This window comes from Planktophila turicensis (SeqCode) (assembly GCF_965234405.1).
Lineage (GTDB): Bacteria > Actinomycetota > Actinomycetes > Nanopelagicales > Nanopelagicaceae > Planktophila > Planktophila turicensis.
Map to the genome: position 1 here is coordinate 145008 of NZ_OZ248346.1, position 26217 is coordinate 171224.

The window sequence follows — 26217 nt, forward strand, 5'->3', positions numbered from 1 at the left end:
GCATATGGCCCTAGTTCTTGCAGCGACTCCACTTGGAAATCCGCTCGATGCAAGCCAACGCCTCAAGAACGCTATCGAATCTGCCCAAGTAATTGCCGCAGAAGATTCACGTCGATTCCATCGCTTAGCCTCAGATTTGGGCGTCACATTTACCGCTCGCATCATCTCTTTCTTTGAAGGTAATGAAACAGATCGCACCCAAGAAATTCTTCAACTGCTTCGAGAAGGCAAAGAAGTACTTGTTGTCACAGATGCAGGAATGCCAACAATCAGCGATCCTGGTTTCCGTTTGATGCGAGATGCAATTGCTGAAAATCTTCCTACTGTTGTTATTCCTGGACCAAGTGCTCCAACGATGGCGATCGCCCTCTCTGGACTTCCCACAGATCGCTTTACCTTTGAAGGTTTCGCACCGCGTGCACAAGGTGCGCGCAATACTTTCTACGAGTCACTCCGCTTTGAAGAGCGCACGATGGTGATTTTTGAAGCGCCTCATCGACTCCATGAATCACTTGTCGATGCTGCAGCAATTCTTGGTGAATCTCGCAAAGGTGCAATCTGTCGCGAAATGACAAAGACATACGAAGAAACAATCCGAGGCACTTTGGCTGAACTCATTACCTGGGCTGCTGGTAAAGAAGTACTTGGTGAAATCACATTGGTGATCGCCGGAGTTGAGGCTGGCTCGCAGAGCAAGACCGCCGATGATGCAGTTGCTCGAGTCCGCGAATATGAGGCCGCTGGAATGGACCGAAAAGGCGCGATCGCTACCGTCGCCGATGAATTCGACCTACCTAAGAAGATCGTTTATGCAGCCGTAGTCGATGCGAATAAGATGAGCAGATGAAGTCTTTCTACCTGACTACGCCTATTTACTATGTAAATGATGCGCCACATATTGGACATGCATATACAACTGTTGCCGGCGATGTCCTGACTCGTTGGCATCGCCAGCGCGGTGAGTCAGTTTGGTTCCTTACCGGAACAGATGAACACGGTCAGAAAGTCATGCGCACTGCAGAACAGAACAGCGTTGCACCGCAAGCATGGGTCGATAAGTTAGTTGCCGATGCGTGGAAACCTAATTGGCAAGCGCTCAATATCGCTAACGATGACTTTATCCGCACCACCGAACCGCGCCACACAGAGCGCGTTCAGAAGTTTTTGCAATCACTGAAAGATTCTGGCCATATCTATGCAGGTAAGTACGAAGGTCCTTACTGCGTTGGCTGCGAAGAATTTAAGCTACCTGGTGATCTCATTGATGCCGATGGTGAAAAGCTCTGCCCAATTCACAGCAAGCCAATCGAACTCGTTAATGAAAATAACTGGTTCTTCAAGCTCTCTGAATTCGCGCAACCACTTTTAGATCACTACAAGAACAATCCTGAAGCGTGCCAACCAGAAAGTGCGCGCAACGAAGTCGTTTCATTCCTCGAGGGCGGCGTTTCAGATCTCTCAATTTCACGTTCCACATTCGACTGGGGAATTCCTGTTCCTTGGGATACCGATCAAGTTGTCTATGTCTGGTTCGATGCTTTGCTCAACTATGCAACTGCAGTAGGACTTACCGATGCCCCAGATTCAGAAGGTGGCAAGAAGTTTGCAGCGACCTGGCCTGCAGATGTTCACCTCGTCGGAAAAGATATCTTGCGCTTCCACGCAGTGATCTGGCCAGCGATGCTTATGGCTGCCGGAATCGAAATTCCTAAGAAGGTATTTGCGCACGGTTGGTTGCTCGTCGGTGGCGAGAAGATGTCAAAGTCCAAGCTCACCGGTATTGCTCCATCAGATATCACCGACCACTTTGGTGTCGATGCATTCCGCTATTACTTCTTGCGCGCGATTCCATTCGGCAGCGATGGATCTTTCTCTTGGGAAGATATGAGCGCTCGATACACATCTGAACTCGCAAATGACTTTGGCAACTTGGCTTCACGTCTTGCTGCAATGATTGAAAAGTACTGCGGCGGAAAAGTCCCTGCAGTTGCTAAGGATGCGGGTCTTTCTGAGGCACTTCAGGTAACTGTCGATAAGGCAGATGCAGCAATGGTCGCTCTCGATTTCCAAGGTGGAATCAACGCGGTGATGGATTACTGCAAGCAGGTCAATGGCTTCGTCACAATCAAAGAGCCTTGGATTCTTGCGAAGGATCCTGCGAACCAGGCTGTTCTTGAAGAAGTTTTATATAACACCGCCGAAGCTCTTCGCGCACTTGCTGTTCTGCTCCACCCAGTTATGCCTGCAACTACAGAAATCTTGTGGGAATCATTGGGTGCAAAAGAGGCACTTGGTGAAATCGGAAAACAAGAAATTTCTAAGGTTGCGACCTGGGGTCAGTTGCCACAAGGTGCAACTGTCACAAAGACTCCGGTCTTATTCCCACGGTTAGAAGTTAAAGAGTAAATCTCTTATGGCCGATCGCCACAACCGCGATATAGATCGTCAACCTGCTCCACTTCCTGAACCGCTTCCTGTCCCAACAGTTGATGCGCATGCGCATATTGAAATCGTTACCAATGAAGCTCCAGATTCAGATGCAGTTCGCCAAGTTCTTGATGATGCCAAGTCAGTAAATGTTGATCGCATTGTGCAGGTTGGATATTCCGCAGAACAATCGCAGTGGTGTGTCGATATGGCCAATGCGTTTCCAGGCCGCGTACTAGCAGCTGTTGCCCTGCACCCCAATGAAGCACCCGTTGTTCCAGATCTGGAAGCTGATTGGGCAATCATTGAAAAGCTTGCACAAGATCCACGCGTTCGAGCAATTGGTGAAACCGGTCTTGATTACTTCCGCACCGAACCTGCGCTTCAAAAGCGTCAGCAAGAATCCTTTAAATGGCATATTGATTTAGCAAAGCGCACCAATAAAGCACTTGTGATTCACGATCGCGATTCACATGACGATGTTCTTTCGATTTTGCTTGAAGTAGGAGCACCAGAAAAGACTGTCTTCCACTGCTTCTCAGGCGATGTTGAGATGGCGAAGACTTGTATCGATCGTGGCTACATCCTCTCTTTCGCCGGCACTATGACATTTAAGAATGCGCCAGCTCTGCGTGATGCGGTCAAACTTGTTCCGCATGACCAGCTACTGGTTGAAACAGATTCACCGTTCTTAGCTCCATCTCCTCACCGCGGGGCTCTCAATACTCCGGCGCAGATTGCAAACATTGTGCGAGCTATGGCCGCTGAACGCGATGAAGATGTGGCAGAGCTAGCCACCGCACTATCTGTAAATGCTGAACGTATCTTCGGATCCTTTGCATGAGCCTGCTCGGCGCTGCTGAAATTCGTGAGCTTGCTGAAGCTCTCGATCTCAAACCTTCAAAGTCTCTGGGACAGAACTTTGTTCACGATGGAAATGTCTGTCGCAAGATTGTGCGAACAGCAGGTTTAACCCCAACTGATATCGCACTCGAAATCGGACCAGGACTTGGCTCGCTGACATTGGCAATGTTGGAAGAAGCGCAAGCAGTCGTGGCTGTTGAGATTGATTCTCGCTTGGCGAGCCAATTACCGATTACTGCTGCAAAACATTCAGAGCGCGCAGATATCTTGACTGTCATTAATCAAGATGCGCTGACACTGAAGAGCTTGCCGATTGATCCAACTGTCTTGATAGCTAACTTGCCATACAACGTCTCTGTTCCAGTCTTTCTGCACCTACTTGAAATCTTGCCTTCACTGCGCAGCGGAGTTGTCATGGTGCAGGCCGAAGTTGCAGATCGATTAGCGGCCAAGCCGAATTCAAAAGAGTATGGAATCCCCAGTGTTAAAGCTGCATGGTGGGCTGATGTCACTGGCGCAGGATCTGTATCGCGCAGCATCTTCTGGCCACAACCCAATGTGGATTCAAAGTTAGTTGGCTTTAAGCGCCGCGAGACACCGGGCGATGAAGAACTTCGCAAGAAGGTATTCGCAATTATTGATTTAGCTTTTGCACAACGTCGTAAGATGCTTCGTTCGGCGCTCTCATCAATGTATGGCGGATCTGCTGCAGCCGAAGCGGTATTAACTGCTGCAGGAATCGACCCAACTCTTCGCGGAGAGGCGCTTGATATTCATGGCTTCTGCGCAATTGCATCTCAACAGGTAGAGTCTTAACGTGGCTAAGAATTCAGTGACGGTACGAGTACCTGCAAAAGTTAATTTGCAGCTATCTGTCGGACCTCGTGAGGCCGATGGGTATCACAACCTTGTCTCTGTCTTTCAAGCGATTTCCATCTTTGATGATGTCACCGTTACCAAATCAAACCCTGGAAGTGGCGTCACCATCTCTGTCACCGGCGAGCACACACACGGCGTTCCTGAAGATCACTCAAATCTTGCAGTAAAAGCTGCACAGTTAGTTGGCCAGAAGTTTGATTTCGATGTCGATGTACATATTGAAATTAAGAAATCGATTCCCGTTGCAGGCGGCATGGCAGGCGGAAGCGCCGATGCCGCAGGCACTTTGGTTGCGATGGATGCCCTCTTTCAGCTCGAGATGTCACGAGAAGAGTTGCACGCACTAGGTTCGCAACTCGGTAGCGATGTTCCTTTCATGATCTCTGGTGGCACTGCAATTGGTCAGGGCCACGGTGATCAACTCACTGCAGCGCTTTCTCGCGGTACCTATCACTGGGTATTGGCACTTTCCAGCGTTGGTTTATCAACACCTGCTGTCTACACCGAATGCGATCGCATGCGCGCTGAACTCGATATCGCACCTCCTCAAGTTTCAGATCAATTGATGCAATCACTCCTTGCAGCTGATGCCGATGCAGTAGGTCGCGCGCTTACCAACGATTTACAGAACGCAGCATGTTCGTTGCGCCCAGCACTGAGCCTTGTTCTAGAAGTTGGTCGTGATTACGGCGCACTTGGTGCAATTGTTTCGGGTTCCGGTCCAACAGTTGCGTTCTTGGTTGCCGACGAGGATTCAGGACTCGATTTAGCTGTGGCGCTCACAGCAAGTGGTGTTGTGGGAAGCGTTGCTCGTGCGCATGGACCAGTGCACGGCGCAAAAGTTATTTAATTAATTCTCGTCAAACTCTGTAACAAGCTTGCTCAGTAACTCTGCCAACGTTTCACGATCGCCTGCCGATAAAGTTCCAAGCAGTTCGCGTTCATTTTCAAGAAGGCCTTCAAGTGCTGAATCAACTGCACGCATTCCAGATTTTGTGAGAGTAACGAGAGAACCGCGACCATCATCAGGATCTTGTTCGCGAGTAATCAGCTGAAGTTCTTCGAGGCGATCAAGGCGATTTGTCATCGTTCCGCTTGTCACCATGGTCTCTTGCATTAGCTGGCCAGGTGAAAGTTGATGTGGTTCGCCGGCACGACGCAGAGCTGCCAAAACATCGAAGCCCCAATTTTCAAGATCACCGAATGCATCGCGACGAGCGATATCGAGGTGGCGGGCGATACGAGTAATGCGGCTAAGGACTGCCAGGGGAGAGAGGTCGAGATCCGGCCGCTCGCGCTTCCAGGCTGCTATGAGGCGGTCTACTTCATCCCGCTCAAGAGGATTCGAATTGCTCTGCATAAGAAATGAGTTTAGTGGTCGCGAGCACTACCGAAGATAAGGGAGAATATAGGTTCCGCCATTGTGTAGTGGCTAGCACATGGGCCTTTGAAGCCCAGGGTCCAGGATCGATACCTGGTGGCGGAGCAATTTCGAAGTAGACTGCACACATGAGCCTTGAAACAGTAGTGATTCTCGCTGCTGGAGAAGGCACTCGTATGAAGTCGAGTACCCCCAAGGTTCTCCATCCAATCTCAGGTCGTTCCCTTGTTGGCCACGTTCTCCATGCTGTCGATGCGCTCGCTCCAAAGCATGTGCGCGTTGTTGTGGGCGCAGGTCGCGAACAAGTAGAAGCTCACCTTTCAGAAGTTGCTCCACATGTCACAACAGTCTTCCAAGAAAAGCGCGGCGGTACAGGCCATGCAACTCAGTTGGCACTCGATGGATTGAAAGCGACCGGAACAATCTTGGTTCTTGCCGGCGATACTCCGATGCTTACTGGAACTTCTCTTGCTCAACTTCTTGAGCAACACCATGCCGGTGGATTCACCGCATCAGTGCTGACAGCAGAACATCCCGATCCAACTGGGTACGGCCGCATCATTCGTGGCGATGATGATTCACTCTTGCGCATTGTTGAAGAACGCGATGCCGATGAAGTTCAGCGCGATATTCTCGAAGTTAACTCAGGCGTCTATGCATTTGATGCAATCAAACTTGCAGGAGCAATTGGAAAGCTTAAGAACGATAATTCACAAGGCGAGCTCTATCTCACCGACGTTATTGAAATTCTTCGCAACGAGGGCGGAAAGATTGCGGCAGTTCTTATCGATGACTTCATTGAAATTCTTGGCGTCAATGACCGCGTTCAGCTTGCTGAATCAGCAGCTCTTTTGCGCGATCGCATCAATGAAGATTTGATGCGCGCTGGCGTGACAATCGTTGACCCATTAAGCACTTGGGTTGATGCAACAGCTACGGTTGCAAACGATGTGGTCTTGATGCCAGGCACTGCAATTAGTGGCACAACCACAGTAGCTACCGGCGCGGTTATTGGCCCACGTACAACTCTTGTTGATTGCACCGTAGGTGCGGGTGCTCGCGTTATTGAATCTCGCGCAACTGAAGCAATCATTGGCGATGGCGCAAACGTTGGTCCATACACATTCTTACGCCCTGGAACTAAGTTGTTACCAAACTCAAAGGTCGGCGCATATGTCGAAATGAAGAATGCCACTTTGGGCGAAGGTTCAAAAGTTCCGCATCTCTCATATGTAGGAGACGCAGTTATCGGTGAAGGCAGCAATATCGGCGCCGCAACTATCTTTGTTAATTACGACGGCGTTGAAAAGCATTACACAGTCGTTGGCGATCATGTTCGAATCGGAAGCGATTCAATGTTGGTAGCCCCAGTCACAATCGGCGATGGCGCTTACACAGCTGCCGGATCTGTGATTACTGAAGATGTTCCTCCTGGCGCGATTGGTGTCGGTAGGGCAAAGCAGCGAAATGTAATAGGTTGGGTTCTGCGTAAGCGTCCCGGCACTAAATCTGCTGAGGCGGCATCGCGCCACAGCACCGATGAGCAGAAAGGCTAACTTCCTTGAGCGAGATCCGTTTATCCTCAGAGAAAAAACTTCGTCTTTTTTCAGGCCGCGGATTTCCAGAATTATCAGAGCAAGTTGCCACCGAACTAGGTATTCCTCTTACCCCAACATCTGCATACGACTTTGCTAATGGCGAAATCTTTGTTCGCTTTGAAGAATCAGTTCGCGGTTGCGATGCATTCGTAATCCAGTCACATGCTGCGCCAATCAATAAGCAGATCATGGAACAACTCATCATGATCGATGCGCTCAAGCGCGCATCTGCAAAGCGCATCACTGTTGTTGCACCGTTCTATGCATATGCTCGCCAAGATAAGAAGAGCCGTGGTCGCGAACCGATTACTGCGCGCCTCATGGCAGATCTTTTTAAGGCAGCAGGCGCCGATCGCCTCATGGTTGTTGATCTTCACACTTCTCAGATTCAAGGATTCTTCGACGGACCCGTCGATCATTTATTCGCACTTCCAATGCTTGCCAATTACGTCGGCAGCAAGGTCGATCGCTCAAAGCTCACCATCGTTTCACCTGACTCAGGTCGCGTTCGGGTTGCAGAACGCTGGTCAGAACTTCTCGGTGGTTGCCCAATCGCGTTTATTCATAAGACTCGCGACCCACTTATTCCAAATGAAGCAGTTGTTGGAAAAGTCGTCGGCGATGTCGAAGGCCGCACATGCGTCGTTATCGATGACATGATCGATACTGCAGGAACAATCACCAAGGCTGTCGATGCTCTCTTCGAAGGTGGCGCAAAAGATGTCATCATCGCTGCAACACATGCAGTCTTCTCAGGCCCTGCAGTCGATCGTCTCAAGGATTCACGCGCCGTAGAAGTAGTCGTCACAGACTCACTTCCATTGTCTGAGGACCAGAAGTTCGACAAGCTCACTGTGCTCTCAATTGCCCCACTTCTGGCTCGCGCCATCCGCGAAGTCTTCGAAGATGGCTCAGTAACTAGCCTTTTTGACGGCCACAGCTAAGTCACGCTAATCTTCACCTCGTTCCGGCGAGGGTGAAATTTATCCGTGATCGACGGCGTAGGTATTAACTCCTGCTGGAACTTCGCAACATAAAGAAGTCCGATAACAGCAACTAAATGAATTTATTAGGGGAGTTTTAAAATGGCAGAAGTATCAATCAAGGGAACAACACGTACCGAATTCGGTAAGGGTGCTTCACGTCGCGCACGCGTTGCAGGTCTCGTTCCAGCTGTTATCTACGGACACGGCGAGAAGCCACTTCACATCACTCTTCCAGCACGCGAACTCGGCGTAGCTCTTAAAGAGTCAAACGTTCTTCTTAACATCGATATTGATGGAAAGGCTGAGCTCACACTTCCAAAGTCTGTAGTTCGCCACCCACTCAAGCAGATCCTCGAGCACATCGACCTCGTTCTTGTTCGTCGTGGAGAAAAGGTAACTGTTTCAGTTCCAATCCACACTGAAGGAAAGCACGATCCAGACGGCATCCTTGAGACACAGCACAACTCAATCGAAGTTGAGGCAGAGGCAACAGCAATTCCTAAGTTCCTCGTTCTTAACATCGAAGGAATGGCTGCTGGAACTTCAAAGCATGCTTCAGATGTTGTACTTCCTGCTGGCACAACTCTTGTTAGCCCAGCGAACACAATCATCGTTCACCTTTCAGAGCGCTCAACAGCTGTTGAAGAAGTTGCTGTTGCAGCTCCTGCTGCTGATGCAGCTGCGGCACCTGCTGCAGATGCAGAGAAGAAGGACTAACAACCCGTACGATTTCGCGTTATGACGTGGTTGGTAGTGGGTCTCGGTAATCCCGGGGATGAATACGCTGCCACCCGTCACAATGTGGGTCAGATGGTCATTGATCATCTAGCTAAACGCCACAATGTAAAACTTTCTACACATAAATCTCGTACCGATATCGCCGCTTACAAATTGGGCGTTGGGGTCGATGCGCATTCAGTAATTCTCGCTAAATCAAAGAGCTATATGAATGAATCGGGTGGGCCTATTAAGGCACTCGCATCTTTTTACTCTGTTGAGCCAACAAAAATTATTGTTCTGCACGATGAACTCGATATTCCATACGCAGCTATTCGCACCAAGGTTGCTGGTGGCGATAATGGCCATAATGGTTTGAAATCACTTACATCTTCCTTTGGAACAGCTGATTACTTCCGTGTGCGTCTAGGCATCGGTCGTCCGATGGGGCAACAAGATCCTGGCGATTTCGTTCTCAAGCAATTTAGTAAAGAAGAGAAGAAGTCCATCGACGAATTTATTGATCGCGGAGCAGATTGCGTTGAGTTCCTGATTGATAAAGGGCTTGATCTCACGCAATCAAAGTTCAACTCTTAATCAGGCCGCATGAAGACTCTCTACGCCAACGGTGAGATTTGGTGCTCAAGAGGGCGGTATACCGAAGCTGTTCTTGTTGAGAACCACAAGATCATCGCTCTTGGTAGCGATGCTTTATCTGCACAGTACGACGAGAAAATTGATCTCGAAGGAAAGTTCCTCGCTCCAGGATTTATCGATGCACATGCACATCCGCTCTTTGCTGGACGCGAAAGCCAAGGGCCATTGCTTAATGGCCTGCAAAGCGTTGATGAGATGGTCGCAGAAGTCGCACGATATGCAGCCGCACATCCCTATAAAAGCTGGATCATTGGCGGTGCATACGAAGCATCTGTTGTTGCGGGCGGAGATTTTGAAGCTGCTTGGCTAGATAAGGCAGTCAGCGATATTCCCGTTGTTTTGCATGCAGTTGATCATCACACAGTCTGGGTAAATTCCAAGGCGCTCGAACTTTCAGGCATTACTGACGCTACACAAGATCCCGATGGTGGCTCTATTGCACGGTATGCAGATGGATCACCTAAAGGAACGCTGCGCGAACCTTCTGCGATTGATTTAATCCTTTCCAACACACCAGTGCGAACTATCGAAGATGACGTCGCAGCAATCGCCTGGGCTTGTGAACAATACCGAGCAGCAGGTGTCACAAGTACTACAGATGCTTGGGTTGAACCAGGTATGCCTGAGGCATATATCGCCGCATCTCGTAGCGGCGCTTTAACAATCGATACAAACCTCTTCTTCCTGGCCCAACCAGAATCCTGGCGTTCGCGCAGTGATGACTTCTTACACTTCCGCAAAGAGATTGAATCACTCGGTGAAGGTTCCAAACTTCATGCAAAGACGGTGAAGTTCATCTGTGATGGTGCGTTATCAGCGGGCACTGCCGCACTTCTTGATCCTTATCTCGATGATCCACAATCACGTGGATTAATGATCTGGAACGATGATGAACTACTGGATGCAATGGTTCACTTTGATGCAGCAGGCTTTCAGATTCATGCCCATGCCATAGGCGATGCAGCAATTCGGCAAGCACTTGATGCGATCGAGGCGATGCAAAGAGTTAATCCACGGTGGGATCGCAGACCAGTCATTGCCCATGCACAACTGATTCACCCAGATGATCTGCCACGTTTTGCAAAGCTTGGTGTGATTGCCAATATCCAACCGCTCTGGACATATCTTGATCCAATGAATGCACAGCTCATCGAGCCACGCATCGGGGCAGATCGCAATAATCAGCAGTATCAATTGAATTCACTACAGAAGAGCGGAGCACGCATCGCCTACGGAAGCGATTGGCCGGTAACGAGCCACGTACCGCTGGAAGCACTTGCCGTTCCTACGCACAGAACAGCGCCAGGAAGCGATAAAGCTTGGAGCCCACAGGAAGCTATTTCTATTGAAGATTCGTTGGTTCATTACACAGAAGATGCTGCGTATTCAAACTTCTGGAACAAGGGAGTAATTGCAGTTGGTGCAGATGCTGATTTTGTAATTCTGAATCAGAACCCAATGAAGACTGATATCAGCCAGTGTTACGTAGTCCCGCAGCCACACCGTTAATTGTTAAGAGCAAGGCGCGGATAAGCGTTGGATCTGCTTCACCTTCTGTGCGCACACGGTGCAAGAGATTTACCTGCAGCAACTGCAATGGAGCAAGGTAGGTATCGCGCACCTGCAAAGTACGAGCCAACACTGCTTGATCACCAAGAAGTGAACTCTTTCCGGTTAGCGTAAGAATTTCAGCAACTGTTAATTCAAACTCTTCCTTGATTGTTTCGAGGAAGTGGCGAAGCTCAGCCGGCACCAAGGTGTCGACATAACGCTGAGCAGTTGTTAAATCTGTCTTTGCAAGTGTCATCTCGACATTGCTAATAAAGGTTGAGAAGAAGTGCCACTCTGCGAGCATCTTCTTAAGTACATCTGTCTTTCCTGCTTCACGAGCTGCCTTGAGCCCAGAACCCACACCGAACCAACCGGGAACAATCTGACGTGATTGGGTCCAACCAAATACCCATGGAATCGCGCGGAGTGAATCAAGACCACCTGCTGCATCAGGACGTCGTGATGGACGAGAACCGAGGAAGAGATTTCCTAGTTGTTCTACCGGAGTTGAAGCATAGAAATATGCAGGTAGATCAGGATGGTCGATTAAAGAACGATAACGAGTAAATGAGTTGTCGCTGACAAGGTTCATGCACTCATTCCACTTAGCTAAATCTTCTGGGCTTTGACGTGGCCCACGGTTAAGGACCGTTGCTTCAAGAGAAGCGGCCAAAGTGAGTTCAACGTTCTCGCGAGCAAGGGCAGGAAGCGCGTACTTATCGGAGATAACTTCACCTTGTTCAGTCATCTTGATCTGGCCGTCGACAGAACCCCATGGCAGAGCAACAAGTGCTTCATAGGTAGGTCCGCCACCGCGACCGACAGAACCACCACGACCGTGGAATAAACGAAGTTTGACGCCATATTTGATGGCAACGTCGCGAAGCTTGCGCTGTGCGCGATGGATTTCCCACTGTGATGTTGCGATACCTGCATCTTTATTGGAATCTGAATACCCGAGCATTACCTCTTGTACGTTATCGCGAAGTTCAACGAGCTTGCGATAAGTAGGATCAGCAAGAAGTTTTTCAAGAATTTCACCTGCAGCGCGAAGTTCGGCAACAGTTTCAAGAAGTGGGGCAAAGCCAATCTTGGCAACCTTCTTATCGATATCGACAAGACCTGCTTGCTTACCAAGAACGGTTGCTGCAATGAGGTCGTCAGCGCCCTTTGTCATAGAGACGATGTATGTCTCGATAACTTCAGGCCCGAATCGTTCAATCAAATCATCGATTGCAATAAAAGTGCCAAGTGTCTTAGCTCCTGCTGCATCTAGCTTTGAGGCATCGAGCTTTTCAGACGAAGCGAGTTGCTTAACAAGAACTGGGAATTTATCTTCATGAGATAGATCGATGTAGTCGCCAGAGATCATCTGCTTGATTGCGTTGTGGTGAGCATCTGAATGTTCGCGAATATCAAGAGTTGCATGTGTCAGACCAAAGGCAGCAACGGTGCGGATGGTGCGCTCGAGTAAGCCCGTTGCAAGGAGTTCACCACGGTGAGCAAAGAGTGAATCGCGCATCAAAGTAAGGTCTGCAAGGAGTTCTGCTGTGTTCTTGTAATCGCGTCCTGGAACGTGTGGCCCATTGACGCTGTGGCGATTACGGGTAAATGCGAGACGGTGCACGATGGCAGTTGCCTTAAGTCGGTATGGCTCTTGCACATTAAGACGCAAGAAGCGCTCTTCGAATTCAGGGATGTTCTTGAGGTCTTCTTCAACAGATGCGCTGAGTTCAGGGGTTGCACCTGCAATACGAGTAGATACCGAAAGCATCTGGCGCAGGCGGTTCATTGCTGCGATTGTTGTACGAATGGCATGGCCCGCTTGAAGAACAACTGCTTCTTCCGTGATTTGAGGAGTGATATTTGGATTACCGTCGCGGTCTCCGCCGATCCAGGTACCGAATGTCAGTGGGCGAGCAGTAACAGGTAAATCAATATCAAGGCGCTTGAGTTCGCGAGCAAAGTCATTGAGAACTTCTGGAACAGTATTTGTTGCAAGGTCATCGAGGTAATAGAGAGCGTTCATCGCTTCATCGAGCGGTTCAGGACGATCAAGGCGAAGTTCATCGGTCTGCCACAGAAGATCAACAGTCTCTGCCAGACGCTCTTCTTGTGTCACAGTCTTTGGAGTATCGAGAAGCGATGCAATTTCACCGAGCTTGCTCAAGATGGAACGGCGCGCTGCCTCTGTTGGGTGCGCTGTAAAGACTGGACGAATATCGAGATCGTTAATCCACTTTTCAAGATCAGCATGAGAAATTTCGTGACCAGAAACAGGATTCTTAATCGCATCTTCAATCTTGTCGATGGCTCGAGTAATCCAAGAACCACCTTGTGCACGAACTTCTGCAAGAACGCGTGAACGGTGAACTTGTTCTGCGACATTTGCCAAGTGGAAGTAAGTACTAAAAGCACGTACCAGCTGAACTGATTCATCGACCGACAGCTTTTCTAGAATTTCGATTCCGCCACCTTCGCGGACTCCCTTGCGAACACTTTCAACGAGATCAAGGAGATCTTGTCCTTCTTGTCGAACAAGAGACTGTCCCAGGAGGTCACCAAGTCTGCGCACATCGCTGCGCAACGTCGCATCATCAGATGCAACGAGGTTCTTGGTTTGTGGGCTCTCCGTCACCCGAGAATTATCACAGATAGACGGGTGCCGATAGACTGTAATTGTTCGCCCCCCTTCTTTTTGAAGTGGGGCTTTAAGCCGTTTGTTGGATGAATAGGGGTGCGCGATGAGAGGAATTCTCTCGGTATTACATAGTGATACTGAAGTCTCTTCTGCGCTCAATGATTCAGCCAAGATCATTGCGCCTGCATCTAGCTATCCATTTTTGATCGCTCTGGCTGCACAAGAGAAGCCACTTCTGATTGTCACCAGTTCCAGCCGCGGCAGTGAAGATCTCTCTGAATATCTCAAGAGCCTTCATCCCACTGTCTTTGAATTTCCTGCCTGGGAGACCCTTCCGCACGAGCGCTTGAGTCCACGCAGTGACACCGTGGCTCGCAGACTTTCGACTTTATATTCACTGACCGAAAATCCAAGTAATCCAATTGTTGTTGCACCAGTGCGCGCAGTTATTCATCGCTTCATTGCAACTCTCGCAAAGAACCCGTTATGGACACTCGAAATTGGTCAAGAGATTGGCCTTACTGAACTCATTAAGCATTTAACGGAGTTAGCTTTTTCTCGCACTGACCTTGTCGAAAAGCGTGGAGAGTTTGCGGTTCGTGGTGGCATCGTCGATGTCTTCTTGCCACTTGCGATGCATCCAGTACGCATTGATTTCTTCGGTGATGAAATTGAAGAGATGCGCTACTTCGAAGTTGCAGATCAGCGCACCAGCGAAGCTGTTGTTGGAAAGTTAGCAATCTTGCCGTGCCGTGAATTCTTACTCACCGACAGCATCCGCGAGCGAGCAGAGAAGATAAAGAGCCAATACCCAAGCGCTCTGGAAATTCTCGACAAGTTAGCGCAAGGAACAATCGTTGATGGCATGGAATCTCTCATTCCATTGCTCACAGATGACTTTGAAACAATTCTTGAACGTATGCCCAAGGGCACTCAAGTTGTTTTCATTGACGACGAACGGATTCGCTCTCGCACCGCTGATTTGATTGAAACCAACCAAGAGTTTCTAGAAGCCTCTTGGTCCAATGCCGCAATCGGAGGATCGGCGCCGCTTCCAGTAAAGAACATCACGTACTTTGATTGGAAAGAGCTACAAGAAGAGATTGCTCGCCTGGCTTTGCCCGTGCGCGCACTCAATGCATTTGGAAGCGACCTCGATGACGATGCACGCTTCCTTGATATCTCAGCTATCGATCCGATGCGCGGAAATGTGGAAGCGCTCTGCGAGCTACTGCGCACTGGTTTAGAGGCTCACCAATCAGTCATCTTCTCAACCACTGGTCATGGAATGGCAGAGCGTTATGCAGGAATCTTCCGCGATGCAGATCTGCCTGTGCAGATGGTCCAGAACTTAAGCGCCCAACCTACTAAAGGCTCAATTCACGTTACTCAATCCTCTTTAGGTTATGGATTTAAGAGTGATCACGCCGAAATTCTCTTTGTTACCGAACGCGATTTGTCGGGCAGTAAGACCAGCAGTAAAGATGGTGCGCGCATGCCATCAAAGCGCAAGCAAGCTATTGATCCACTCGAACTTCGCGCAGGTGACTTTGTTGTTCACGAACAGCATGGAATCGGACGTTATGTCGAACTTATTCAACGAACTGTCGGGGGAGTTACCCGCGAATATCTAGTAATTGAATATGCACCAGCTAAGCGCGGCCAACCTAGCGATCGCATCTTTGTTCCCACAGATACTTTGGAACAGGTAAGTAAATACGTTGGTGGCGAAACACCTACGGTGCACCGCATCGGTAGCGGTGAATGGCAGAAGGCAAAGGGTCGTGCACGTAAAGCGGTTCGTCAGATTGCCGGCGAACTCATTCGACTTTATGCAGCGCGCACAAGTGCTCCAGGCTTTGCTTTTTCACCTGATACGCCGTGGCAGCGTGAACTCGAAGATGCCTTTTCTTACATCGAAACCCCTGATCAGTTATCGACTATCGAAGATGTAAAGCGCGATATGGAACGTCCATACCCAATGGATCGCATCATCTGTGGCGATGTGGGTTATGGAAAGACTGAGATTGCAATTCGTGCCGCTTTTAAAGCGGTGCAAGATGGCAAGCAAGTCGCCGTTCTTGTTCCTACAACTCTGCTGGTCCAACAACATTCAAAGACATTTGCAGAACGCTATGCAGGTTTTCCCATCAAAGTCGCAGGTCTCTCGCGTTTTAACACCGCAAAAGAGAGCAAAGAGATCCTTGCTCAACTCACATCGGGGGCTGTCGACGTTGTAGTTGGTACCCACCGAATTCTTTCGCAGGATGTGCAATTTAAAGATCTTGGCCTTGTTATCGTCGATGAAGAACAGCGCTTTGGCGTTGAACAGAAGGAATCGCTCAAGAAGATGCGCACGACAGTCGATGTCTTAGCGATGTCTGCAACGCCTATTCCGCGCACACTTGAAATGGCTGTTACCGGTATTCGCGAGATGTCCACGATTACAACGCCACCAGAAGAGCGCCATCCCATTCTTACCTATGTAGGACCTGCTGAAGATGCGCAAATTAAGGCTGCCATCCACCGCGAACTACTTCGCGATGGTCAGATCTTCTATATCCATAACCGCGTCGAATCCATTGATCGCGCAGCTTCAAAGATTCAAGAACTCGTTCCAGAAGCGCGCATTCGAATTGCTCACGGTCAGATGTCTGAAGGCCAGTTAGAAGATGTCATTTTGGCATTCTGGAATCGCGACTTCGACGTTCTTGTCTGCACCACCATTGTGGAAAGCGGTCTTGATATTGCTAACGCCAATACTTTGATTGTCGAACGCGCAGATAACTTCGGCCTTTCGCAGCTTCACCAATTACGTGGTCGAGTCGGTCGCGGGCGCGAACGTGCGTATGCATACTTCCTTTATCCGCAGGATCAACCTCTCACAGAGATTGCGCTCGATCGCCTGAAGACAATTGCCACCAACACGGATTTAGGTTCTGGAATGCGCGTTGCACTCAAAGACCTTGAAATTCGCGGCGCCGGAAACTTGCTAGGTGGCGAACAGTCAGGTCATATCGCCGATGTTGGCTTTGATCTATACATGCGCATGGTGGGCGAAGCTGTTAACGATTACAAGACAGGCATCATCGAAACTGAAGAGAAGAACCACGAATGCAAAGTCGAACTTCCAGTTAACGCACACCTTTCTGAAATCTATGTTCCAGGTGAGCGACTTCGTCTCGATCTCTACCGCCGTTTAGCGGACGTTCGCAATAATGAAGATGTGGAATCAATTCGCGAAGAGTTGGTTGATCGCTTCGGCGAACTCCCTGAAGAGGCGCATTCACTTTTGCAGGTCGCGCAGCTTCGTGCATTTGCGAAATCACTTGGGATCACAGAAGTAGTTGCGGCTGGAAAGTTCCTCCGAATCTCGCCCCTAGTTCTGCCGGAATCAAAACAGCTGCGCCTGAACCGACTATTCCCAGGTTCGCTCTATAAATCGGCGACAAATACTGTGATGATCACAATTCCTCGCGCAGCAGCATGGACCCCAACTGCACAAGGTTCGGCCTTGATAGGGGATACTTCTCTTCTGGAGTGGGCGTCAAAGTCCCTCGATGAATTAACGAAAGCGAGCACTAAGTGAAGAAGTTTCTAGCACTCTTGGCCGTCGTATCGGTATTGGGTCTTTCTGGATGCGGCAAAGTAGATAGCGCAGCAACTCTTGGCGACATCACAATCTCGCAAGCTTCTGCTCAGGCAATCGTTGATGAAGTCCTCGCTGAGCGCGCAAAAGTTGATACTTCACAGATGCAGCTTCAGTCAGGATCTGCACTCAACCGCAGCCAACTTCGTTTTACTATCGTCACAACTCTCTTTGATGAGATTGCTAAGGAACTTAAGCTCAGCATTACATCAACTGAACTCACACAAGCTGAGTCTGAACTCATTACTCAAAGCGGTGGCCAAGAAGCACTTGCTCAGAACCTTGTCGCTGCTGAAATCGCACCAAAGAACTTTGATCGTTATATCCGCGCAATCGTGACTTCAAATAAGATCCAAGATGCACTCATTGCATCTGGTGTTGCGCAAGAAGAAGTTTCAGCACGAATTTCACAACTTGTTAATGCGAAAGCTGCGCAGTTGAAGGTTGAAGTAAATCCACGCTACGGAACATGGGATCCAACAACTGGAGATATCGTTGCAACGGATTCAGCTGGATTAGCTGTCACTAATTCTGGCAAGTAACTAAAGAACTTTCATGGCTGATTCACAACTTCAACGCCTCGTTGAAGTCATGGATCGTCTCCGTTCACCCGGGGGCTGCCCGTGGGATGCAGAGCAAACTCACGAATCGTTGATCAAGTATTTACTTGAAGAGTCCTACGAATTTATCGATGCCATCGAAACCGATGATCGCGCAGGAATGCGTGAAGAGCTTGGCGATGTTCTCTTGCAGGTCTATTTCCATTCACGTATTGCGCAAGACCATCCAACTGACCCATTCTCAATCGAAGATGTTGCCGGCGCAATCGCAGATAAGTTAATTAGCCGCCACCCACACGTCTTTGAAAATCTTGAGGTCAGTGGCACAGATGAAATCATTGAGAACTGGGAAGCAATCAAAGCTCGTGAAAAGGGGCGAACATCAGCAATTGATGGGATTGCGATGTCACAACCTGCACTGCCACTCGTTGCGAAGATTCTCTATCGCGCTGAGAAGTACAACGTTGATCTGGATCTGAATTCTTACTCCACTGAAAAAGCGACAGAAAAGTCTGTGGGCGAGGCACTTGCATCAGTAATTGCGTGGGCCCATGAAAACGATATTGACCCTGAAAACGCCTTGCGTGCGCAGGCCCGCGAGATGATCCGCCAGATTCAAGCGTCAGAAAAGCAGGCTTAGCTTCGCGGTAGTATTGCCTCCTGCCGTTCAGAGTTGAGCGCTGATCTTAAAATGCTTAAATCCACACATTCTTGGGAGACACCTCATGGCAATTATCGATGCAATCTACGCTCGTGAAATTCTTGATTCGCGCGGAAATCCAACTGTTGAAGTAGAAGTTCAGCTCGAAGACGGAACACAGGCACGCGCTGCCGTTCCAAGCGGTGCTTCCACTGGAGCTTTCGAAGCTTCAGAACTTCGCGATGGCGATAAGGCTCGTTACCTCGGCAAGGGTGTTCAGAAGGCGATTGCTTTCGTTAATGATGAGATTGCTCCAGCTATCGAAGGTTATGACTCACAAGATCAGCGCCTTATCGATTCAGAGATGATCGCACTCGATGGCACTCCAAATAAGTCACGTCTTGGTGCAAACTCAATTCTTGGTGTCTCACTTGCTGTTGCTAAGGCATCAGCTGATTCATCTGATCTCTCATTGTTCCGCTACGTAGGTGGACCAAATGCGCACGTTCTTCCAGTTCCAATGATGAACATTCTCAACGGTGGCGCACACGCTGATACAAACGTTGATATCCAGGAATTTATGATCGCTCCAATTGGCGCAGAATCATTCCGCGAATCACTTCGCTGGGGCGCTGAGATTTACCACGCACTCAAGGCGGTTCTTAAGAAGCGCGGACTTGCTACATCTGTCGGCGACGAGGGTGGATTCGCTCCAAACCTCGATAGCAACCGTGCAGCACTTGATTTGATCATCGAAGCAATCACAGCAGCAGGCTTCAAGCCAGGTTCAGAGATCGCACTTGCGATGGATGTTGCTGCAACAGAATTCCACGATAACGGTAAGTACAAGTTCGAAGGATCACTTCGCACATCTGATGAAATGATCGCGTACTACGCAGAGCTCGTGAGCGCTTACCCAATCGTCTCAATCGAAGACCCACTCAACGAAGAAGATTGGGCAGGCTGGAAGTCAATGACTTCATCTCTTGGCTCAAAGATTCAGATTGTTGGAGATGACCTCTTCGTAACAAACCCAGTGCGTCTTGCAAAGGGAATCGAAACAGATACAGCTAACGCACTTCTCGTAAAGGTAAACCAGATTGGTACTTTGACTGAGACTCTTGATGCAGTTGATCTTGCACACCGCGCTAACTACCGCAGCATGATGTCTCACCGTTCAGGTGAAACAGAAGACACCACAATTGCTGACTTGGCTGTTGCAACTAACTGCGGTCAGATCAAGACAGGTGCACCATCACGTACAGAGCGCGTAGCTAAGTACAACCAGCTTCTTCGTATTGAAGAAGAACTCTCTGACGGCGCTGTATATGCAGGCCGCCAGGCGTTCCCACGATTTAAGGGATAAATTCTTCGATGGCGCGCAGATCCTCTGGAAGAAGGAAGAGTTACCGTTCACGTAACTTGAACTTCAACCGTAACCAGGGATCTGGGCGTACATTCGCAGTTGCCGCAATCTTCTTTATGTTGGCGCTCTTTCTCGCCCCACCAATTAAGAGTTACTTTGTTCAGCGCGCGCAGATCAGCGCTCTTCAATCTCAACTCAAGAGCGATAACGCCGCTCTCGTTGCTGCTCGCAAAGAGTTAACACTCTGGCAAGATCCTGATTACATCAAATCTCAGGCTCGCGAACGTCTGCACTTTGTGATGCCAGGTGAACGTCAGTACATCGTCACAGGCACTGACGGAACTACTTCCGACGAAGCTGCACAGACAGATGTTGTAACCAATCTTCCTGAAGGACAACCTTGGTACACCCGCATGATTGCATCCATTACTGAAGCAGGGAAAGCATGAGTATTGAGAGTCGCAAAGCCACCGAAGAAGACCTTAAAGTTATTGAGAACCAATTAGGCCGCACTCCTCGTGATGTACATGCGATCTCATATCGCTGCCCATGCGGAAAGCCTGCCGTAGTTGAAACACCACCACGTCTATCTAATGGTGAACCATTTCCAACCTTCTATTACGCAACATGCCCACGTTTAACTGCAGCTATTTCCACCCTGGAAACAACAGGGATGATGGAAGAGATGACCAAGCGACTTGAGACAGATGCTGAACTTGCTGGCGCATATGCCGCAGCTCATGATGATTACATCGCAGCTCGATCAGCGCTCAAGATTGAAGTTCCTGAAGTAGAAAATATCTCTGCCGGTGGAATGCCTAATCGCGTGAAATGTCTGCACTCACTCATTGCACATTCACTCTCTGCAGGTCCTGGAGTTAATCCACTGGGCGATGAAGCTCTCGCTGAACTTCCTGAATGGTGGAAGCACCTCCAATGCGAGTAAGCACATGCGAGTAGCAGCCATTGATTGCGGCACTAACTCAATCCGCCTTCTGATTGCAGATGTCGATGGCACCAACTTCCGCGAGATCGTTCGTGAAATGGAAGTTGTACGTCTAGGACAAGGCGTCGATAAGACTGGCCAATTCCATCCTGATGCAATTGCTCGAACTCTCGTAGCCGTTGATAAGTACGCGCTCGAGATTGCAAAGCGCGGAGTAGAGAAGATTCGTTTCTGCGCCACCAGCGCTACTCGTGATGCAACCAACCGCGATCTCTTTATCAATGGCGTAAAAGAACGCCTTGGCATCGAACCTGAAGTAATTCCAGGAGAAGTAGAAGCTGCCCTCTCTTTCCAAGGGGCAACAAAGGATTTCGATAAAGCCGACGGCCCATTCCTTGTTATTGATATCGGTGGCGGATCAACTGAATTCGTTTTCGGTACTGACCACGTTGAATTTGCCAAGAGTATGAATATCGGATGCGTCCGTATGTCTGAACGCCACTTCACTGGTGGAGATGCTGACCCTGGCCAAATCGCTGCAGCGATTGAAGATATTGATGAAGCTATTAAGCAGGCAGGCAAAGTCGTTCCTATCACTCAAGCAAAGACGCTGATCGCAGTTGCAGGTACTGCCACAACTGTTGCTGCAGCTGGCCTTGATCTACCTGCCTATGACCGTTATGCCATCCACCTTTCACGCATCTCTGCCGACAAGGTTCATGCAATCTCAAAGAAGTTTCTTTCATTGAAGCGCGAAGACCGCGAAGCACTTGGCTATATGCACCCAGGTCGCGTTGATGTAATTGGAGCAGGTTCGCTAGTTCTATCGCGCATCATGCTGGCCACTGGCGCTACCGAATTCGTTGCATCTGAATCAGATATTCTCGATGGAATGGCTTGGTCGCTTGTATAAGTCGATCGAACTTCTCGATAAGGCGATTGTTAAGTGCCATCAATGTCCACGGTTAGTCGAGTGGCGAGAAGAAGTAGCAGTAACAAAACGTAAGTCATATGAGAACGAGAAGTACTGGGGTAAGCCAGTTCCAGGGTTTGGCTCAAGTAAACCTAAGATGCTTATTGTCGGTTTAGCACCTGGTGCCCACGGCGCAAACCGCACAGGTCGAATCTTCACTGGTGACTCATCAGGAGATTGGCTCTACGGATCACTTCACAGAATCGGTATTGCAAAGATTGCGACATCAACTTCTCGCGATGATGGACAAGAGTTGCGAGAAACACGCATTTCAATGGCAGTTCGCTGTGCGCCTCCAGAGAACAAACCCACAACCGAAGAGCGCGATGCATGCGCACCATTCTTTGAAAACGAGTTACAACTGATTGCTCCCACCGTACGTTCCTTTGTTGCGCTCGGAAGCTTTGGTTGGCAGGTACTTATCAAATCTCTCAAAGCCCAAGGTCATAAAGTCCCCGCTGGAAAATTTGGCCATGGATCGACAATCAAGTATTCACATGAAGGCGTTAACTATTTAATTGTTGGTAGTTATCACCCAAGCCAACAGAACACATTTACAGGCAAACTCACCAAACCAATGTTGGATTCAGTACTGAAAAAAGCAGCTAAGTTCGCGGGAGTTCTTTAACTTTTCACCTAGTAGACTTTCGCCTCTATTGGCCCCCATAGTCCAATGGCAGAGACAGAGGACTTAAAATCCTTCCAGTGTCGGTTCGAGTCCGACTGGGGGCACAGTTCACAACCTTTTCTAAAACACTACGCTCGCTAGAAAGTGGAAATTTCCCCGCTTTGCCGTATTTTAGGAAGCGTACGGAGAGACTTTCTTCGCACATATATAAGGAGAAATTAATGCGCAGTTCTAACCCAGTCCTTACCGGCCGCGGTTTCGCTCGTATCAAAGAAAGCACCACTCAGGTTCAAGATCTCAATACGCTCGAGAGCCGCCCAACATCTGCACCAATGTCTATCGACGATGTCGTCATTAAGACAGCCGGACTCTTTGCAGTCCTCGTTGCAGTCGGAACCTTTGCATGGCGTGCAAATAGCCCTGGCCTTGCACTCATTGGTTTCATCGGTGGATTTGTTCTCGCGATGGTCAATTCATTTTCTAAGAAGGTTCGCCCAGCTCTTGTCATTGCATACGCTGCTTGCCAAGGTCTAGCGCTCGGAACAATCAGCGCGCTCTATGAAGCGCAGTACAACGGCATCGTAAGCCAGGCAGTCATCGGTACAGCTTGTGCATTCGGTGGAGTACTTCTTGCTTACCGCAGCGGAAAGATTCGTGTAACTCCAAAGTTCACACGCATCATGATGGGCTCACTCATCGGTTACTTTGTCTTCGCTCTCATCACAATGTTCACAGGTCGCCCAACAGGCGGACTTGGATTCCTTATTGCAGTAGCTGCAGTAGGACTTGCAACAATGTTTATCGTGATGGATCTCGATCAGATTGAAAAGGCAGTTGCTGCACGCGTTCCTCAAGAAGAGTCATGGCGTATGGCATTTGGTCTTATGGTCACACTTGTGTGGCTCTACCTCGAAGTCTTGAGATTGATCTCAATTCTCCGTAACGAGGACTAATTACTTAACGGCTAGATTGCCCGAGATGCGAAGCCCGCGTCTCGGGCAATTTTGTTGATACCAGCACTGCAAAGAGCATTAAGACCGCGCTGACTAAGAACGCAGGTCTGTAGCCATAACCATCCGCGATGGCACCGAGAATTACGGGAGCTACCATCGCACCGGCATCACCTGACATCTGGAATAAGCCAATTACTTGGCCGCCTTTACCTTCAAGAACATCTCCGACGATGGCAGATGGAGTTGTCGAGATAAATGCACCACCAAAGCCAACAATCACACTTGCTGCAATGAACATCCATGGCTCAGTTGTGAAGGCGATTGCGACGATAAAGAGCGTGATGAATGAAGTTCCAATAACAGCTGAATAGCGACGTCCATTGATGTCGGAGAGCTTTCCAGCTTTAAGTAGAAGCAGGCCGTTGATAATTGTTGTGATGGTAAATCCAAGGCCCATAAAGCTCGGGCTCACTTTTATCTCTTCCACCATGAAGAGCGGCAGGATTGATCTGCTCATTCCGAATAGAACCCACGAGGTGCAGAAAGAGATGATGAGCGCGCTGCGGTAAGGCTTGATTGCAAGAGCAGATTTAATTGTGATGGTTTCGCGCTCTTGTTGCGCAGTTGGTTTAGCAGCAAGAGTTGAATTGCGAAGTAATACGGCGCCCGATGCACTGGCAGCGATAAGTAAGAACCCATAAATAATCAGCGGTGCTCGTAGTGAGAACCCTGAGAGAGCTCCTCCAACTACTGGTCCTGCCATCATTCCAATCAGGAATGAGCCGTTGTAAAGCGATTGTGCCCGGGCTCGATGGTCATCATCGACTGCGCGAAGCAAGATAGATCCAGCTGCTACAGAGAACATAGAAGAGCCAAAGCCGCCTACTGCGCGGAAGATAAGAAGTTGTTCGTAGTTCTGTGCAAGGCCTGCGGCAAATGAAGTGAGAGATACAAAGCCGATTCCGAATGAATATACGAGACGTTCACCGAAGTGATCGACAAGTTTTCCGGAGATCAAACCTGTTGCAAATCGTGCAAATGCAAAGGTTGCAAGAATTGCTCCCACTTGCGCATTGCTCACTCCGAATGACCGAGCGAAGAGCGGCAAGGTAGGAGAGATGATTCCGAAACCGACCGCAACAAAGAAAGAAGCGAAGACAAGAACACCAACCTCCCGCGGGAATTCCGCAAAGGGGTTGGTGAATTTGTTTTTCATGAAAGTGGGAATGGGCTCGGTTTAACCGAGCGCCTCGCCAGCTGCTTCGTTACGAGCAGATGCATAGTCAGCATTTGTGCGTAGCGGAGTCTCGCGAAGGAGCAGAGCCAAGAAGAAGCCGATAGCTACAACTGGTGCTGCCACGATGAAGACCACATGGAAGGAATCAACGAAAGCGTTGAGCGCAGCAATCTTGCCATCTGCTGGAAGCGCAGCGATTGCAGCAGTGTTGTTCTCAATCTGTCCTACTTGCTCAGGTGAGAAGCCAGACTTGGCGAGGTAATGGCCAAGCTGATTGGTGAGGATCGTTCCAAATGCTGCGGTTCCAAAGACTGAGCCAAGTGATCTAAAGAATGTATTTGAGCTTGTTGCTACGCCCATATCCTTGAAATCAACTGAGTTCTGAAGCGCTATAACGATGGTCTGCATTGAAAGACCAAGGCCTGCGCCCACCATGATTGCGTAGATAGAGATTTCCCAATAAGGAGTATCGATATCGAGGCGAACCATTGCAAGGATTCCAAGAGTCATGATTGCTGTTCCCATAATTGGGTAGCGCTTGTAATGGCCATGCTTTGTGATTGCTTTACCGCTAAAGATAGAAGTGGAAACAATTCCGAGCATCAGTGGAATCAATTTCAATCCAGCTTCAGTTGCTGAGTAGCCCTTAACAACCTGCATATACAAAGGAAGCATCACGATTGCTCCGAACATACCGGCACCAATGATTGCACCTAGGATTGATGTCAGAGAGAAGGTGTGGTTCTTAAATAGATTCAAAGGAATGATTGGTTCGACGGCTTTTGATTCCCACTTAATAAATAGAACTGTGATGAGAAGTCCGCTGCCGAGGTAAGTAATTGTCTTCGAGTTGGTCCATCCATCTTGTGGTCCGTAGATAGAGACCGCAAGGAGTGTAAGAGTCACGCCAGCAACAAGAAGGATTGCGCCAAGATAATCAATCTTATGTTCGCGCTTGACCTTAGGAATGTGGAGAACTGCAGAGGTAATAACAAGAGCTGCAATTGCAAAAGGAATATTGATGTAGAAGATCCAACGCCATCCTGTAATTCCAAGGATTGTTGAACGGTCAGAGAAGAAGCCACCTAGAAGTGGGCCTGCAACTGATGAAAGTCCCCAGACTGCACCAAAGTAACCTTGGTACCGGCCACGTTCACGCGGAGGAACGATGTCTCCGATGATGACGAAGGTAAGTGCCATGAGGCCACCTGCGCCAAGTCCTTGTACGGCGCGGGTGGCAATGAGCTGTTCCATGTTCTGTGAAGCACCTGCAGCAATTGAGCCGATAAGGAATGTCACGATTGCGAATTGGAAGACGATGCGTCGACCGTAAAGGTCGGAAATCTTTCCGTACAACGGCGTTGATGCAGTTGAAGTAAGTAGGTATGCAGTGACGACCCATGTGTAGTGGTCGAGACCATTGAAATCTTCAACGATGCTCTTAAGAGCGGTTGAGACAATTGTTTGGTCGAGCGCCGCAAGCAGCATTCCCGTCATGAGACCGCTGAGGATGATCATAATCTCGCGGTGTGAGTGCTCTTTTGCTGGCGCGTTTTTTGTCATA

The 26217-nt window shown here is 49.1% G+C and carries 23 protein-coding genes and 2 tRNA genes; 21 read left to right on the plus strand and 4 right to left on the minus strand.

Annotated elements, in window-relative coordinates:
- Nucleotides 1-4 precede the first annotated feature (4 nt).
- The 5 genes from rsmI to AC8GFK_RS00725 are packed head-to-tail and all read left to right on the plus strand — an operon-like array spanning nucleotide 5 to nucleotide 5020.
- On the plus strand, nucleotides 5-847 hold the full coding sequence (rsmI, locus tag AC8GFK_RS00705) for a 16S rRNA (cytidine(1402)-2'-O)-methyltransferase (protein WP_506625322.1): 843 nt from the start codon (nucleotides 5-7) through the stop codon (nucleotides 845-847).
- On the plus strand, nucleotides 844-2406 hold the full coding sequence (gene metG, locus AC8GFK_RS00710) for a methionine--tRNA ligase (RefSeq protein ID WP_506625323.1): 1563 nt from the start codon (nucleotides 844-846) through the stop codon (nucleotides 2404-2406). The genes rsmI and metG overlap by 4 nt, the downstream gene beginning before the upstream one ends.
- A gap of 7 nt (nucleotides 2407-2413) precedes the next feature.
- Nucleotides 2414-3271: a TatD family hydrolase gene (locus AC8GFK_RS00715; protein ID WP_095673042.1), complete on the plus strand. Its 858-nt coding sequence runs from the start codon at nucleotides 2414-2416 to the stop codon at nucleotides 3269-3271.
- Nucleotides 3268-4107: a 16S rRNA (adenine(1518)-N(6)/adenine(1519)-N(6))-dimethyltransferase RsmA gene (rsmA, locus tag AC8GFK_RS00720; RefSeq protein ID WP_506625324.1), complete on the plus strand. Its 840-nt coding sequence runs from the start codon at nucleotides 3268-3270 to the stop codon at nucleotides 4105-4107. The genes AC8GFK_RS00715 and rsmA overlap by 4 nt, the downstream gene beginning before the upstream one ends.
- Nucleotide 4108: 1 nt before the next feature.
- A complete protein-coding gene (locus AC8GFK_RS00725) occupies nucleotides 4109-5020 on the plus strand; it encodes a 4-(cytidine 5'-diphospho)-2-C-methyl-D-erythritol kinase (protein WP_095673044.1) in 912 nt (303 codons plus the stop codon).
- Here AC8GFK_RS00725 and AC8GFK_RS00730 read toward each other — a convergent pair whose 3' ends face one another.
- Nucleotides 5021-5530, minus strand: coding sequence for a MarR family winged helix-turn-helix transcriptional regulator (locus AC8GFK_RS00730; RefSeq protein ID WP_506625325.1), 510 nt, complete (start codon nucleotides 5528-5530; stop codon nucleotides 5021-5023).
- 54 nt (nucleotides 5531-5584) lie between these two features.
- On the opposite strand from AC8GFK_RS00730, the gene AC8GFK_RS00735 reads away from it, so the two are divergent.
- The 6 genes from AC8GFK_RS00735 to AC8GFK_RS00760 all read left to right on the plus strand — a co-directional run bounded on the left by AC8GFK_RS00735 (nucleotide 5585) and on the right by AC8GFK_RS00760 (nucleotide 11018).
- Nucleotides 5585-5656, plus strand: a tRNA-Gln gene (locus AC8GFK_RS00735).
- Nucleotides 5657-5679: 23 nt separating this feature from the next.
- Entirely contained in the window at nucleotides 5680-7107 is a 1428-nt protein-coding gene (gene glmU, locus AC8GFK_RS00740) for a bifunctional UDP-N-acetylglucosamine diphosphorylase/glucosamine-1-phosphate N-acetyltransferase GlmU (protein ID WP_506625326.1), read from the plus strand.
- Nucleotides 7108-7112: 5 nt separating this feature from the next.
- Nucleotides 7113-8093: a ribose-phosphate diphosphokinase gene (locus AC8GFK_RS00745; protein ID WP_506625327.1), complete on the plus strand. Its 981-nt coding sequence runs from the start codon at nucleotides 7113-7115 to the stop codon at nucleotides 8091-8093.
- Nucleotides 8094-8234: 141 nt separating this feature from the next.
- A complete protein-coding gene (locus AC8GFK_RS00750; protein ID WP_506625328.1) occupies nucleotides 8235-8852 on the plus strand; it encodes a 50S ribosomal protein L25/general stress protein Ctc in 618 nt (205 codons plus the stop codon).
- Nucleotides 8853-8873: 21 nt separating this feature from the next.
- Entirely contained in the window at nucleotides 8874-9449 is a 576-nt protein-coding gene (gene pth, locus AC8GFK_RS00755; protein ID WP_506625329.1) for an aminoacyl-tRNA hydrolase, read from the plus strand.
- Between the two features lie 9 nt (nucleotides 9450-9458).
- Nucleotides 9459-11018 (plus strand): amidohydrolase, encoded by a 1560-nt coding sequence (locus AC8GFK_RS00760; protein WP_506625330.1) that lies wholly within the window; start codon nucleotides 9459-9461, stop codon nucleotides 11016-11018.
- On the opposite strand, the gene ppc is transcribed toward AC8GFK_RS00760, so the two are convergent.
- Nucleotides 10981-13698, minus strand: coding sequence for a phosphoenolpyruvate carboxylase (ppc, locus tag AC8GFK_RS00765; protein WP_506625331.1), 2718 nt, complete (start codon nucleotides 13696-13698; stop codon nucleotides 10981-10983). The genes AC8GFK_RS00760 and ppc overlap by 38 nt on opposite strands.
- A gap of 106 nt (nucleotides 13699-13804) precedes the next feature.
- Here ppc and mfd point away from each other — a divergent pair, with 106 nt between their 5' ends.
- From mfd to AC8GFK_RS00815, 10 genes are all read left to right on the plus strand, one after another.
- Nucleotides 13805-17290: a transcription-repair coupling factor gene (gene mfd / locus AC8GFK_RS00770; protein WP_506625332.1), complete on the plus strand. Its 3486-nt coding sequence runs from the start codon at nucleotides 13805-13807 to the stop codon at nucleotides 17288-17290.
- Nucleotides 17287-17892, plus strand: coding sequence for a SurA N-terminal domain-containing protein (locus AC8GFK_RS00775; RefSeq protein ID WP_095673053.1), 606 nt, complete (start codon nucleotides 17287-17289; stop codon nucleotides 17890-17892). Before mfd ends, AC8GFK_RS00775 begins: the two co-directional genes overlap by 4 nt.
- A 13-nt stretch (nucleotides 17893-17905) precedes the next feature.
- Nucleotides 17906-18550 (plus strand): nucleoside triphosphate pyrophosphohydrolase, encoded by a 645-nt coding sequence (locus AC8GFK_RS00780; RefSeq protein WP_506625333.1) that lies wholly within the window; start codon nucleotides 17906-17908, stop codon nucleotides 18548-18550.
- Between the two features lie 85 nt (nucleotides 18551-18635).
- The gene (gene eno / locus AC8GFK_RS00785; protein WP_506625334.1) at nucleotides 18636-19916 is read left to right on the plus strand and encodes a phosphopyruvate hydratase; all 1281 of its coding nucleotides are present in this window, start codon (nucleotides 18636-18638) and stop codon (nucleotides 19914-19916) included.
- Between the two features lie 8 nt (nucleotides 19917-19924).
- Nucleotides 19925-20365, plus strand: coding sequence for an FtsB family cell division protein (locus tag AC8GFK_RS00790; protein ID WP_506625335.1), 441 nt, complete (start codon nucleotides 19925-19927; stop codon nucleotides 20363-20365).
- Entirely contained in the window at nucleotides 20362-20862 is a 501-nt protein-coding gene (locus tag AC8GFK_RS00795; RefSeq protein WP_095673057.1) for a DUF501 domain-containing protein, read from the plus strand. Before AC8GFK_RS00790 ends, AC8GFK_RS00795 begins: the two co-directional genes overlap by 4 nt.
- A gap of 4 nt (nucleotides 20863-20866) precedes the next feature.
- Entirely contained in the window at nucleotides 20867-21775 is a 909-nt protein-coding gene (locus tag AC8GFK_RS00800) for a Ppx/GppA phosphatase family protein (protein WP_506625336.1), read from the plus strand.
- Entirely contained in the window at nucleotides 21768-22463 is a 696-nt protein-coding gene (locus tag AC8GFK_RS00805; protein ID WP_506625337.1) for a uracil-DNA glycosylase, read from the plus strand. Before AC8GFK_RS00800 ends, AC8GFK_RS00805 begins: the two co-directional genes overlap by 8 nt.
- Before the next feature lie 31 nt (nucleotides 22464-22494).
- Nucleotides 22495-22567: transfer RNA gene (locus tag AC8GFK_RS00810), tRNA-Leu, on the plus strand.
- 117 nt (nucleotides 22568-22684) lie between these two features.
- Nucleotides 22685-23416 carry a Bax inhibitor-1/YccA family protein gene (locus AC8GFK_RS00815; protein WP_506625338.1) on the plus strand — a complete coding sequence of 244 codons (732 nt, stop codon included), beginning with the start codon at nucleotides 22685-22687 and terminating at the stop codon, nucleotides 23414-23416.
- A gap of 4 nt (nucleotides 23417-23420) precedes the next feature.
- On the opposite strand, the gene AC8GFK_RS00820 is transcribed toward AC8GFK_RS00815, so the two are convergent.
- On the minus strand, nucleotides 23421-24632 hold the full coding sequence (locus tag AC8GFK_RS00820) for an MFS transporter (RefSeq protein WP_506625339.1): 1212 nt from the start codon (nucleotides 24630-24632) through the stop codon (nucleotides 23421-23423).
- A gap of 21 nt (nucleotides 24633-24653) precedes the next feature.
- The gene (locus AC8GFK_RS00825; RefSeq protein WP_506625340.1) at nucleotides 24654-26216 is read right to left on the minus strand and encodes an MDR family MFS transporter; all 1563 of its coding nucleotides are present in this window, start codon (nucleotides 26214-26216) and stop codon (nucleotides 24654-24656) included.
- Between the last annotated feature and the right edge of the window lies 1 nt (nucleotide 26217).